Here is a 13,098-nt window from a genome sequence, read left to right as displayed (position 1 = left end):
GCACGGTCGTCTCCGAGGTCGTTGGAGTGGGCCTCGCGTTCCTTCGATGTCCAGACCGCCGTGTCCGGCGATGCAGCGATCGTCGTACGGCGCCTAGCACTCGCCACCGCTCAGCCGGCACCGGTGCGGTCCCCCAAGCGGACGGGCAGCTGGTGGATGCGCTCCCACTCCTCCAGGTCCGCCCGGCCGCGCGTGTAGTGCCGGGAGTCTTGGCGTGCATTGAACCGGGCGTCCTCGAGGTAATCTCACGGACGGCAAGATCCCCTTTTTGCCCCCATCTGGCGTACAACCTTCCGGTGCGGCCGGCTGTCTCACCCAGCATCAGAGTTACGCGACCAAGGGGGACAACATGCGACCTGTCAGAACGGCAGTGGCGGTGCTCATGCTCGCGGGCGCCACGCTGGGTACGACGGCGACCACCGCGGACGCGGCCCCGGCGGAGGGACCGCGCACGGCGGCGGCCTGCCCGACGGGCTGGGGCAGCGGCGCCAAGGGTGGTACCACATTGGGGGCCGATCACCTGGAGGACATCAGGACCGGACAGCACGAATGCTACGACCGCATCGTGTTCGACGTGCCCGGCGGCGGCGACCAGATCGGCTACCACGTCCAGTACGTGGACCGGTTCTACGCGGACCCCTCGGGCCAGTACATACCAGTTGCCGGCGGGGCGATCCTCGACATCCGCGTCGGCGCGTGGAGCTACGACCTGGAGGCCGGCGTGCCGACCTACCCGGGGAAAGTGGGGCAAGCCCTGCCCGGCGTGAACATCAGCGGGTACAGCTCCTTCCGGGACACCCGGTTCGGCGGCACCTTCGAGGGGCAGACGCAGGTCGGTCTCGGTGTACGCGCCCGACTGCCCTTCCGCGTGATCCAGCTGGACGACCGGGTCGTGGTCGACGTGGCCCACAGCTGGACGAGTTAGCCCACACCCGGCCCGCATGGACGCCACAGTCCTTGCGTCCCTTGCCACCCAGCTCAGATGGAGAAGCTGGCCAAGGCCCGGGAGGCCGCGCAGGCCAGCGTGACCACACTGAGCCAGGTGGAGGCGCTGGTCCTGCAAATCTCCCAGCAACACCGTCCGAGCCTGGGCGGCGAGGGGCGCGGCAGGGAAGCGCTGCCCGGGCGCCGGGCGCAGGCCGCGCCCGCCGTCCGCGCGGCGTAGGCGCCACGACCGCGACCGTCCCTGCCGTCCGCCTGCCGGCCTGGGACCGCCCCACCTGGGCTGGCGGGTGAGCAGGCCGGCGAGGTCTTCGACCTTGCCCGCGGGGGTCACGTGGGGGCTGCCGAAGACTGCGGGACGTCCACTGGTCGTACGGGACGCCGCAGGACACCTCGCGTTTGTCCGGGACGCACACGACCGGGTGGTCGTACCGCAGGCGGCGGGCCGCGCTGGAGTCTGTGTTCACCGCTCGCCGCGTGTCGGAGCCGTGGACGCTGTGCCGCCGACCACCGATCCTCAGACCCTTGCGGCGTCAGTCGGGATGGAGGGCGTGGTCTTCGAGAGCCTCACCGACGCCTAGAAGCCTTGGGCGAGGGGCGGGCCGGTCGTTCACCGCCGGGCGGGGCAGCCGGGAGCATCTGGACATCACGCTTGTCGGCGTCGACGTCGCTCGTGACGCCTCCGGCCGGTGGCGCCGGCATCGCGCCCGGCCCGACCTCTCCCCCGCCGACGTTCCCCGCATGGCGGCGCCGCCGTACTGACGGCGGCACGGCGCGAAGGCCTCGCGCGACGCGCAACCGGCTGAGCGCGCCCCGGTCCCCGCCGCGTCGCCCATCCCGCCCCTCCCTTCCTCCGAAGTCGCCTGCTGAGCTGCAGTGTGAGAGATCGTTCTCGATGCGGATCCCTGCCCGAACCCTGCGCCCAATGGTGTGCCACGAGGAAGTGACTGCTACTGGGGTGGACCCCCGGGTGTCAGCGCGAAGGTCAGCCAGGCGAGGGCGCAGAGGCCGCCCGACAGCAGCAGTGACCATCCCGTGCCGGCGGTCGCGGCGGCGCCCATGAGGGCGACGCCGAGGGTGGCGCCGATCTGGCGGATCGCGTTGAGCAGGCCGCCGACCGAGCCGGCCGTGCCTGGCGGGGCGGCGCCGATGACAGCCGCGGCGAGGGCCGGCAGGATGAGGGAGATGCCGAAGCCGGTGAGCAGCAGGCCCGCCGCGAGCCAGACGTAGGCGCCTTCGGCGAAGACCGTGCCGGCCAGGACCGTGCCTCCGGCGGTCAGCAGTGCCAGGCCGGCGACAATCGGGGGCCGCGGGCCGGTGCGGGCGACGATCCTGCCAGTCAGTGGTGGATTCGCGGCGAAGGGAACGGTCAGCGGCAGGAACGCCAGGCCCGTTTCCAGGGCGCTCAGGTGACGTTCGCGCTGCAGCAGCAAAGGCAGCACGAACAGGGCACCGGCCAGGGCGAAGTTGGTCACCGCGCCCGCGAGCAGCCCGGCCCGTACCGGTGCCGTCCGCAGCAGCGTCCGGTTCACGACCGGGGCCTGGCTGCGTCGTTCGAGCAGGGTGAACACCGTCACCGCGATGCCGAGCCCGCCCGCCGACCACGCAGCGTGGGCCCATGCGCCCGCGCCGGCGGCGATCAGGACGTCCGTGAGCAGTGCCAGCACCACGACAGCCGCGGCCTGAGCCGACCAGTCGACGCGGTTGGCGCCGCGCGGGCAGCGCACCGCCCGTCCCCAGGTCAGGGCCAGCACCAGCAGCCCCAGGGGCACGTTGACCAGGAACACGGCCCGCCATCCGGCCGCCTCCACCAGGGCGCCACCGGCGATCGGGCCGGCCGCGACGGCCGCCCCGCTGACCGCGGCCCACACCGAGATCGCGCGGGCCCGCGCCGCAGGCTGCGGGTAGAGACGGGCGATCAGTGCCATCGAGGCCGGCACGCACGCCGCCGCTGCCGCCCCGGACACGGCCCGCAGAACCAGCAGCGCACCCAGGTTCGAGGCCAGGGAACTGAGCAGGGACGCGAGCGCGAACACCACCGTGCCGGACCGGAACATTCGATCGGCGCCGAACCGGTCGGCCGCCGCCCCTGCCGACAGCAGCAGAGCCGCGAACACCACCGTGTACCCGGTGGTGGCCCACTGCAGGCCGGCCATCGACGTACGCAGCGACGCGGCCAGGTCGGGTTCGGCGACGGACAGCACGGTCGTGTCGAGCAGCACCATGAAATAGCCCAGCGATACGCCGGTCAGCGCGCCCGCGCGCCTCGCCCTGGACGACGCGGGCACCGTAGGCGCGACAGGTTTCACAACAGCCATGGAAGAGGAAGCCTCCGGTGAGCAGCCAGATCAGTCACGCCGCCCACCATCGGTCCGACCGGGCGGGGCGCTCCACCGGTGAAACCGCACACAGCGTTCGGAATTTCCGCATGCTCACGCGGCGTTGGGCGCGTACGTGGAACTACGCCAACTCGTCACCTTCGAGGCCGTGATCCGCCACCGGACGGTCACGGACGCCGCCGTCGCCCTCGGTCTCGCCCCCTCCTCCGTCTCGCAGCAGATCCGCACCCTTGAAACCGGCCTCGCCGTCGCCTTGTTCACCCGTGGCCCCAAAGGCATGGAACTGACCTCCGCCGGGGAGCGCCTGCGCGGCTGGGCACGCACGCTCCTCGACACCGCCGAACAGGCCGTCCACGATGTCCGCGGCGAGCACCGGCGGCTGCGGCTCGGCGCCCTGCAGACCCTCGCAGGCTCCCACGTTCCCCTCGTCCTCGCCCGGCTGGCCGAACGCCGCCCCGACATCACGGTCGACGTGCACTCCGACCGCACCCGCCAAGAACTCCTCACCGACGTTGCGGACGGGCGCCTCGACGCGGCCCTCCTCCTGGACGCCGGGGAAGCGCTCGGTGGGCTCGGCTTCCCCGCCCCCGCCGAACCCCTCGCCTTCCTCGACCTCGACCCCGTGCCCCTGGCCCTCGTCGCGGCCCCGACCCACTCCCTGGCCACCCGCCCCGCGCTGACCCCCACCGACCTCCACGACGAACGGCTCTTGGTCAACGTCCCGGAATGCTCTTTCTGGCTGGCCGGACAGCACCTCCTCGGCACCGGTCCCCAACGCGTCCGAGCCGGCGGCGTCCCCGTGATGCGCGCCTGGGCCGAACACGGCCTCGGCGTCACCCTGCTGCCCCGCTTCGCCGTCACCGACAGCCTCCGTGCGGGCACCCTCGTCCAACTACCCCTCGCCGCACCCGACCTGACCCTGCGCCTCGTGTGGCGCAAGGACCGCGAGACCCTGCCCGAACTTCGCGACATCCTCTACGCAGCCGCCCGCCCCTGAACAACACGAGCAGGGAGAACACGGTGAGCGGGCGCGCTGGAGCACAACCTCGCAGCAAGCCGAGGGCGGGCGACCAGCCGGTCCCGGAGCAGGTCACCTCCACAGGTCCTGGCTCGTGCACACGCATGCACCCATGTTCCGCCTCATCATCTCCAGTGCGGCCCGAGCGAGGTCTTCGTGAATGTGCGCCACGGCATCCCTGGGAACGGTCACCTCGAAGTGACGGATGTGGGCGTCGAGAGCCGAGTAGAGCACGCACTGCTCGGTCACCTGCCCGGTGAGTACCAGGTGGTCGATGTCCTGTTGCCGCAGGAGGTACTCCAGGGGGGTCTCGAAGAAGACGGAGTGGCGGGCCTTCAGCACGAAGAGGGAATCGCTGTCGGGCTTCACAGGCTGCACCAGGCAGCCGTATGGTCCGCTCAGAGCCTCGTCCAGCAACTCTCCGTGGTGCGATCGCCACTCACCGAAGTTGTCGTTCACATAGATCACCGGTACCGAGAGGTCTCGCGCGCGTCCCAGGAGGTCCGCCACCACCGGCACGACCCTGCGAGCCGAGGGAAGCAGCAGGTCGGCGTCCTTGTGGTCGTAGGTGTTGATCATGTCGATGACCAGCAGTGCAGTCTTGCTCACACTCGCCGGGTTCCCTGATCGCACGAATCCCCTCTGCTGTTCACAGAGGGAATCGAGGGGAGGGCTCAGGGCGCGGACCGGTCAGGGCCGCTGGAACCAGCGCGGCGACCCGGAGCGAGCGGCTGTGAGGCCTTGCTGCCGCCGGGACCGACGTCGCGTGAGCATCCGCTGGCACCGCGGCGCCGCCGCTGCGGCGATGGGGCCGCCGTACCGCCGTGACGTGCCGTGCCGGCGCCGTTCCCGCTGAGGCCATCGGCCCGCCCGCTGTCAGGGCTGTTCGGGAGAGCCGATTCGGCGCAGTATCCCGAAGGCCCGCAGCAGGGGCGCCGGGCCCGTGTCCGGGAGGCCGGCGGCCCGGCGCGCCCTGCGGGTGCGCAGTACGGCGCGGACCGCGGACAGAGCGGCGCACGCGATCACCGCGGCCGTGAGGTCGGGGTCCGGCGTGTCCGGCGGCAGCCTGCGCTCGACCAGGACGGTGAGCCGCTCCTCGAAGTCGGAGAAGGCCTGGACGAGCCGGGTCGTGACGACGTTCTCGATGCCTTGGATGGGATGACTGAGGGCGGTCAGAGTGGAGGCGGCGAACGGCTCGGCCGCCTCCACCAGGGCGTTGCACACCGCGTCCAGGGGCTCCTCGTCCACCGGACGCCGGGCCAGGGCGTCCTCGACGTAGGCGAAGATCTCGACGCCGTCCGGCAGCAGCAGCGCCTCCTTGCTCTCGAAGTAGCGGAAGAAGGTGCGCACGGAGACGTTCGCGTATGCGGCGATGTCCGCGACGGTGGTGGCCTCGAAGCCGCGTTCTTTGAACAGGCGCGCGGCCCCTTCCAGCAGGCGGTGGCGCGTCTCCTCCTTCTTGCGTTCGCGCAGTCCGGCGGGGGCATTCTCACTGGGCATGATCCGAAGCCTCCCGTCAGGGTGTCACCACTGTCAATTGACACGCATGCCGCTCCACGGCCGTCACCCTTGCCGTCCTCCCGCCCGCCGTGTCCCCCATCGGGCCGCACGCGCGTGCGTCAACACGGCCAGGGGACCGGGCGGGCTGGCCGCCTTGCCCACAGGTCCTCCATGCGTCCGCGAGAGGAACATGTTCCGTACGCCGTGCGTACGCGACTCATACGGTTTCCCACCAGTAGACCGTCGGCCTGACCCCGGCACGACCCGTGTGCACGAGCTCGTGTCAGTGGACTATCGTGCCGGGCCGGGCCGGGAGTCGTAGAGCACGCTGTGGAAACGGCCCGCCTCCTCCAGCCCCGACGGGTCACCGCCGAGGGCTCGTACCGCGTCGATCGCGTACTGCCGCTCCCCCTCATCCGTGAACCGCCGCTGCGGATAGGTCCGCGACGCATCAACCGTGGTGCGCAGCCCGTACGTCGCCAGCTTCCGCACCACAGGCTCGTAGGCAACGGTCCGCAGCACGAACGCGCTCACCCACACGGGACGACGGGCACCGTCCAGCAGCGCGGCGAACGTCCGCTCGGTGATGTAGCTGCCGCCGCCCGTCAGCGTGATCAGCCCGACCTCCGGCAGGGCGGCGCGCAGCTCCGGCCCGGGCGGCACCCGTTCCAGGTCGTCGGTGAAACCGGCGACCAGCAGACCGGCTTCCCGGGCATAGCGCACCGCCGGCGCGGCGATATCCAGGCCGTACACCCGCAACGTGTCCGGCCGCCGCCGCTCGGCGTAGAACTCCCGGTCCCAGGCGGCCAGTTCCTCCGGCGACATGCGGCGAGCGGTGTCGGACGTGTACCGCTCGTACAGTTCCGCGAGCGTCACCTCGTGATTGAGCAGCGCGGCGTTGATGCCGTACGAACAGCACAGGTCCAGCACCACCAGCCGGCCGGCCCGGCCGTCACCGTACGCGGCCCGTTCCGCCGCCAGCTGCCGGAATACCGGCTGGGCGTGATGCGGAATCTCATAGTCCAGTGCAGCCAGCCGCGTGAAGTAGGCACGCGGATCCGGCTGGACGTAGATGTCGTCGAACCGGGACTTGCCAGGTGTCGCACCGCCAGAGCCCAACCCGTGCACGCCGCACTCCTCCTCGCACCGAGTCCGTTGCCCCATCATGTCCCGTCTCCCCGGGGCTACGGACATCCGCCACGCGCGGTGACCAGGCCGCCCAGTCCTCGTTTACCGAAAAGGACGGGATGCCCGGAGGAGTTCGCCACACGGGCTATCCCGGTAGACGGCGAAGCGGGAGTCCAGCGGTTGGTTCCCGAGCTGCGGGCCTCGCTCGGACGGTCAGAGGGCCCGGATTGGCGAATGCCGCATCCTGGGCCACCCGGTGACGGCCCGCGGTATCAGCGGAGCCAGCAGCTCCTGCTCCCGGTCGGTGTCAGCGGTTCCGGGGCGCCCTTTTCCTCCACGGCTCTCCCCTGAGCTTTCCCCACGGCGACGCGGGCCTGACCGTATGGTGGGGCTCGGCACGTGGCGGGGCCCGTACCGGGCTCGGTGCGGTTCCGCCGCTCGACGGTGCGTAAGGGGGTGGAGGGGGTGCCTGTGCGGGGTGAACGGCGCGCCGTCCTGGTCACGACGGTGCTGGTCCTCGCGCTCTTCGCCGGTGTGCTGTCGCTGCTGAGCTGGGACCGGGCGAACCAGGTGGCCGGGGTGGTCTCCGCGGTGGTCGGCGTGGCCGCCTTGGGGGTCGGCGTCTGCGCGCTGCTGGGCCCGTCCGGGAGTACGTCCGTGCAGGTGTCCAGGACCGGGCGGGCCACGGCCACCGGCGGAGGGGACGCCAACACGGGTGCCGTCGCCTCCTCGTCCGCCGGTGCGGTCTCCATCGGGGAGACCGGTGACGCGCGGGCGGACGGCGCCAGCGCGAACACCGGTTACCGGCGGCAGGAGTAGCGCGCATCCGATGCTCTTCCGCAGCCGCGCCGCGGTACGCAAGTCGGGCGGATCCTCCGCCGAGGGGCGAGGGGCCTTCGCCAACAGCGGCGTGATGATTGACAGCTCCGTTCAGGTGTTCGCGGGGCGGGCCGCCGTCTCCGGCTATCCCCTCCAGGTGCAACAGGCCCTCGCCGCCGCCGACTTCCAGGGGCGGGAGAGCGAACTCGCCCAGCTGGCCGCCTTCTGCGCGCACGATGTCCCCGCGGGCCGTCCCGGCGCCGGCTACTGGCGCTGGGTGGCCCCGGCGTGGGCAGGAAAGTCCGCCCTGCTGGCGCACTTCGTCCTGCATCCTCCACCCGGCGTCGATGTCGTGTCGTTCTTCATCACCTCCCGCATGGCCGCGCAGAACGACGCCACGGCGTTCTGCGAGGTCGTCCAGCGGCAGGTGTACGCGTTGCTGGGCGAGGAGGAGCCGCTGAGCACCCCCGCCACGCGCGACGAGCAGCTGCTGCTCGCGCTGCACCGTGCCGCACAGGGGTGCGCGGCGCGCGGCCGGCGGTTCGTGCTCGTGGTGGACGGGCTGGACGAGGACCGCGGCGTGACCGCCGGTGCCGACGGCCACAGCATCGCGGCGCTGTTGCCTCGTGTTCCCCCGCACGGCATGCGGATCGTCGTCGCCGGGCGTCCGCATCCGCCGGTACCGGGGGACGTGCCCGCGGACCATCCCCTGCGGACCACGCGGATCGACCACCGGCTGGAGCCGTCCCCGCACGCCCGCGCGGCGCGCTGGGACGCGGAGCGGGATCTGCTGCGACTGCGAGACTCCGGCGGGCTGGGCTGGGACCTGGCCGCTCTGACCGTCGCGGCCGGAGGCGGGCTGAGCGCGCCCGACTTCGCGGAGCTGACCGGGAGTCTGGCGCGGCTGGTCGAGCGCGAGCTGTCCGCGGTGAACGGCCGCAGCTTCCGTCGGCGTTCCGGGCACTGGTCGTCTGCCGGTCCGCCCGTCTTTCTCTTCGCGCACGAGGAGATCCGGCGCGGCGCCGCGGAACTGGTCACGGACCAGGAGCTGGCGGCCCACCGCAGCCGTCTGCACCGTTGGGCGGACTTCTACCGGCGCGCGGGGTGGCCGGAGGGGACACCCGAGTACCTGTTGCGCGGCTACACCCAGTTGCTGCGCGAACAGGGGGACACTTCCAGGCTGGTGGCGCTGGCCTGCGACACCCGGTGGCAGGAGCGGCTGTGGCGGGCGTCCGGGGCGGACCTGGAGTCGCTCAGCGCGATGTCGGCCGCGTTCGACCTGGTGATAACAGACGGCGGGCACCGCGGCGATCAGGACGTGTCCGTGGCCCTGCGGCTTGCCGCCGCGCGAGACGGGCTGCACGATCGGACGGCGCCTCTCTCTTCCGACCTGATCGCCCTGTGGGCCCGGTGCGGGCACCCGGCGCGCGCCGTTCATCTGGCCGAGTCGCAGCGCGACGCGTGGAACCGGGTGGCCGCCCTGAGCGCCCTCGCCGGCGCTTTGGCCGTCGTCGCGCGCCCGGACCAGGCGGCCGCTCTGCTCGACGGAGCGAACAGCACCGAAGACCGGGACCGCTTCCTGGCGGCGATCGCCAAGGGCCTGGCGGACGCCGGCCGGCCCGCCGAGGCCCTGCGGCCGGCCCGCCGCATCAGCGACCCGGAGCGCAGGGCGGAAGCTCTCGTCGCCGCCGTCGGAGCCCTGGCCGGGTCGGCGAGGAACGCCGCGGCGGCCCGGGAGGAGGCCGGTGCCCGGAGCGCCGATGCGGTTTCCTGGGCGCTGGAGGCCGTCGACGCGGTCATGGCGGTGCCCAACACCGTCTCACGGAGCGTCCTGGGCGCCTCGCTGGCCGCCTCGCTCTCCCGGCTCGGCGAGCATCGCCGGGCCCTGGCGCTGGCGGAGCGTGTCCTGTCCCGTTCGGCCGACTTCGGTGACGCGGTCCGGCGTGCGCAGTACCTTGCCCTGTTCGCCCGGGGGATGTCCACGGCGCCGGGGCTCGCCGCGCAGGCCGCCGAGTTCGCCGTGACGTCGGCCCGGCTGGCGGCGGACATCGACGACCCCGACGGCGTGAACTGGGTCTACCCCCACGTCGCTGCGGGCCTGGAGGCGACCGGACACCACCAGCAGGCGATCGACTTGGTCAGCCGTTTCCTGAATGATCCGGAGGACGGCCTGGTCGAGATCGGCATCGCGGCCGCGGAAGCCGGTGACCTCGACCGGGCCCTGAACCTGGCCGAGAGGATCACGGAACCCCTCTACCGGGCGCGCGTCCTCAACGCCGCCGGCAGGATGACGGCGGGGGCCCGTGACCCGGCGCGGACGCTGCGCCTGGCCCGGCAAGCCCGCGCCGCCACCGACGAGGTGTCCTCCCTCCACTGGCGGGTGGCGCTGTCGGCCGACACCGCCGACTTCTTGCTGCGGGCGGGCCAGGAGAAACACGCCCACGAGGTGGTCAAGCGGGCGACGAACGCAGCGCGGAGGGGGCGAGGGCCCGGGGTGGGCACCCTCATCGAGCTGGCCGTCGCGGCCGGCCGGTCCGGGCAGCGGGACGATGCCACCCGCCTCATCCACCGCGCCGAACAGGCCGCCGACGCCTCCTCCGGTTACGCACGCGTCCTCAAGCTCGCGAAGGTAGCCGAGGGCCTGCACCATACGGATCGCCCCGCGGAGGGGGACGAACTCCTGCGCCGCGTACTCCACCTGAGCCGGAGCCTCGCCGATCCCGCCGAGCGGACCGAGGGCCTGCGACGGGTGGCCGAGGCATTCGGCCGCACCGGGAAACCGGACGGAGCGGCTGAGCTGGCTCAGGAGATCCTGGGCCGGGCAGGCACCGCCGACAGCCCCTCCCGCCGGCGCTGGGACACGTACGCCGCCGCCGGAGCGCTCCTCGCGGCGGGCGATACCGACGCGGTGCTCGGGCTGAAGGGCGGCCTGCCGGAGGACGCGGTCGACGAAATTCTCACCGGTGTCGTGAAAAAGCTAGTGGACGCCGGTGATCTGGCCGCAGCAGAGCTGATCATCGACAGGCAAGGAGACGAGCACGCCCTCGGCCACCTCGCGGCGGGCACCGCAGCCACGGGGGACGTCGCCCGTGCCGCCGCGCTGCTCGAGGAGATCAGCACCCCTGTCCTGCGCGAGGCGGCCACGCCGGCCGTGGTCAAGGCGCTCTGCCGGGTGGGTGCCCGCGCGGCAGCCCGCGCCCTGGCCGACGCCCTCACCGCGCCCGAGCACCGCGGCAAGGCGCTCGCAGCGATCGCCCAGTCGCTCGGGCCCTGCCCGCAGGGGCGGCTCGTGCTGGTCGAGGCGCTGTGCTGGGGCCTGTGGGAGCAGATGACCGAGGAGATCGCCGGTGTGGTGGCGGAGCACCTGCCCCTCCTGGCACACCTCGTCCTGGCGGAAGGCTAGGGTCTGCGTCCCTGCGGCGTTGCCGCTGACCGGCATCGAGTCGCGGCGACCCCGTGCGGCACTGCCGCCGAGTACCGACGGTCAACAAGACCGTATTCTGCTGCGGTTACGGGGTGCGGTGACCAGGGGGAGGCGTACGTGCAGCCATTGGAGTCCACGGATCCGGCCATGATCGGCGGCTACCCGCTGCTGGCGCGGCTCGGTGCGGGCGGCATGGGCCAGGTCTACCTGTCGCGCACGCCGGCGGGCCGCCCGCTGGCGCTCAAGACGGTTCGCCCCGACCTCACCGCCGCCCCGGACTTCGAGAAGCGCTTCTCCAGGGAGATCCGCACCAGCGACCGGGTCCGGTCTCCGTGGACCGTCTCGGTGGTGGACTTCAGCCCGCCCGGCCACCGCCCGCAGTGGCTGGCCACCGAGTACGTCGCCGCACCCGCCCTCGCGGACTGGGTCACCGCCCACGGTCCGCTGCCGCCTGCCACTCTCCGTGTCCTGGCCGGCGAACTCGCTGCCGCGCTGGCCGCTGTGCACGCCTGCGGCCTCACCCACCGGGACGTCAAACCGTCCAACGTCCTCCTCGGTCGTGCCCGGCCCATGCTCATCGACTTCGGTATCGCCCGTGCCGCCGACGACTCCCGCCACACGGGTACCGGGGGTGTCATCGGCTCTCCCGGTTATCTGGCCCCCGAACAGGCGGTGCAGGGGACCGTCACCGAAGCGGGTGACGTCTTCTCCCTGGGCGCCGTCCTCGTCTTCGCCGCGACCGGCACCGGCCCGTTCGAACTACCGGGCGAGCAGCCCTCGGCACCCTTGCTCCTCTACCGCATCGTCCACGAGGACGCACGCCTCGACGGCGTACCGGCCGGCCTGGCGCAACTCGTCGCCCGCTGTCTGGCCAAGAATCCGCAGGACCGGCCACGAAGCGCAGAGCTGGCAGCATCGCTGCGGGGGGAGGGGGACGTCGGCGATCCCCGGGCGGGGGCGTACGGAGCCGGGACTGCGCCGGCGGCCGGTGCCTGGGAGCGAGTTCTCCCGCCCGGACTAGGCGCCGACCTCCTGGCGAGGGAGGCGGAGGTCGCCCACCGGTGCGCGGCGCCGCCGGACCACCCGGCCTCGACGGCCCGGACGGCGCCCGGGCCCGGGATACCGGGCCTGCCGACGGCCGCCGAGGCGGTGGTCCCGCCCTCCGCCGGCCGTCCCGCCCCTGACACGGCCGCGCCGTATCCCCCCGCCGCCATCGCGGGACCGTACCCGCCCGGGCCCCCGGACTCCTCCACCGGACCGTCCGCCTCGCCGTCGTACGGCGCCCACCACCCCGCGTACATCCGCGCGCGCCGCCGCGTCCGCTGGATGGCCGCCGCCTGTGCCCTCACCGTCGTCGCCGTGGCGACCGTCATCCTGCTGCTGCACCCGTTCGACACGGCCGCCCGCGGCGACGGCACCCCGTCCTCCCGGCCTCTCCCCAGCGCCTCCGCTCCTGCCCTCTCCGCCAAGTGGGCCGGCGTGTGGACCGGCACGGGCCCGGGCACCCCGCACGCCGACGGCCAACTGCATCCGCGCACCAACTCCTTCAAGGTGACCCTCACCCTGCACACCGCCGCCGTGGGCGAACTGGCCGGTAAGCAGGTCAGCAACATCACCGAGGTCGGCACCGGCCGAGAGGTCGGCTGCACGGAGGCCCTCGCACTGCGGGCCGTGCGCGGCACGACGGCCACCTTCGAAGCGGTCACCAGTCACCCCACCGACCGCTCGGACACTTCACTGCAGTGCGAGACCGGCCACCTGTACGTGGTCCAGCTCACCGACGCCGACACCATCACCCTCGGCGAGGAGGGCGCCCAGTCCGCGGGCGCGCCCGAGGCCGTTCACCGCAGTCGCCGCACCTCCTGAGGCGCGGCGAGGTCGAACGGTCCGGCGGTGGGCCGGGGCCGTCCGGGTGCCGACATCCCTGC

The 13,098-nt window shown here is 72.7% G+C and carries 10 protein-coding genes; 6 read left to right on the top strand and 4 right to left on the bottom strand.

The features are described from left to right. The first annotated feature begins 349 nt into the window (after nt 1–349). Together ACIP4Y_RS32620 and ACIP4Y_RS32615 are read left to right on the top strand one after the other, a co-directional pair. Entirely contained in the window at nt 350–925 is a 576-nt protein-coding gene (locus ACIP4Y_RS32620; RefSeq protein ID WP_401399361.1) for a hypothetical protein, read from the top strand. A 57-nt stretch (nt 926–982) separates the two neighbouring features. Next, the gene (locus tag ACIP4Y_RS32615; protein WP_401399359.1) at nt 983–1,165 is read left to right on the top strand and encodes a hypothetical protein; all 183 of its coding nucleotides are present in this window, start codon (nt 983–985) and stop codon (nt 1,163–1,165) included. A 727-nt stretch (nt 1,166–1,892) separates the two neighbouring features. On the opposite strand, the gene ACIP4Y_RS32610 is transcribed toward ACIP4Y_RS32615, so the two are convergent. Then, nucleotides 1,893–3,251 (bottom strand): MFS transporter, encoded by a 1,359-nt coding sequence (locus tag ACIP4Y_RS32610; protein ID WP_401399357.1) that lies wholly within the window; start codon nt 3,249–3,251, stop codon nt 1,893–1,895. A gap of 133 nt (nt 3,252–3,384) precedes the next feature. Here ACIP4Y_RS32610 and ACIP4Y_RS32605 point away from each other — a divergent pair, with 133 nt between their 5' ends. Beyond that, nucleotides 3,385–4,278 carry a LysR family transcriptional regulator gene (locus ACIP4Y_RS32605; protein WP_401399356.1) on the top strand — a complete coding sequence of 298 codons (894 nt, stop codon included), beginning with the start codon at nt 3,385–3,387 and terminating at the stop codon, nt 4,276–4,278. Nucleotides 4,279–4,371: 93 nt separating this feature from the next. Here ACIP4Y_RS32605 and ACIP4Y_RS32600 read toward each other — a convergent pair whose 3' ends face one another. The 3 genes from ACIP4Y_RS32600 to ACIP4Y_RS32590 form a co-directional block, all read right to left on the bottom strand. Then, nucleotides 4,372–4,908 (bottom strand): cysteine hydrolase family protein, encoded by a 537-nt coding sequence (locus ACIP4Y_RS32600; protein ID WP_401399354.1) that lies wholly within the window; start codon nt 4,906–4,908, stop codon nt 4,372–4,374. Nucleotides 4,909–5,175: 267 nt separating this feature from the next. Further along, entirely contained in the window at nt 5,176–5,799 is a 624-nt protein-coding gene (locus ACIP4Y_RS32595; RefSeq protein ID WP_401399352.1) for a TetR/AcrR family transcriptional regulator, read from the bottom strand. A gap of 291 nt (nt 5,800–6,090) precedes the next feature. Continuing rightward, nucleotides 6,091–6,927: a hypothetical protein gene (locus ACIP4Y_RS32590; protein WP_401399350.1), complete on the bottom strand. Its 837-nt coding sequence runs from the start codon at nt 6,925–6,927 to the stop codon at nt 6,091–6,093. A 465-nt stretch (nt 6,928–7,392) separates the two neighbouring features. Between ACIP4Y_RS32590 and ACIP4Y_RS32585 the strand changes: the two genes are divergently transcribed. From ACIP4Y_RS32585 to ACIP4Y_RS32575, 3 genes are all read left to right on the top strand, one after another. Beyond that, entirely contained in the window at nt 7,393–7,746 is a 354-nt protein-coding gene (locus ACIP4Y_RS32585; RefSeq protein WP_401399348.1) for a hypothetical protein, read from the top strand. Between the two features lie 94 nt (nt 7,747–7,840). Beyond that, nucleotides 7,841–11,149 carry a hypothetical protein gene (locus ACIP4Y_RS32580; protein WP_401399346.1) on the top strand — a complete coding sequence of 1,103 codons (3,309 nt, stop codon included), beginning with the start codon at nt 7,841–7,843 and terminating at the stop codon, nt 11,147–11,149. 138 nt (nt 11,150–11,287) lie between these two features. Beyond that, nucleotides 11,288–13,036 (top strand): serine/threonine-protein kinase, encoded by a 1,749-nt coding sequence (locus tag ACIP4Y_RS32575; RefSeq protein ID WP_401399345.1) that lies wholly within the window; start codon nt 11,288–11,290, stop codon nt 13,034–13,036. Nucleotides 13,037–13,098 lie beyond the last annotated feature (62 nt).

Origin of the sequence: Streptomyces sp. NPDC088810, from assembly GCF_044750305.1 — a bacterium.
Lineage (GTDB): Bacteria > Actinomycetota > Actinomycetes > Streptomycetales > Streptomycetaceae > Streptomyces.
The sequence above is the reverse complement of the archived record's forward strand: the minus strand, read 5'-3'. Positions and strand labels throughout refer to the sequence as shown.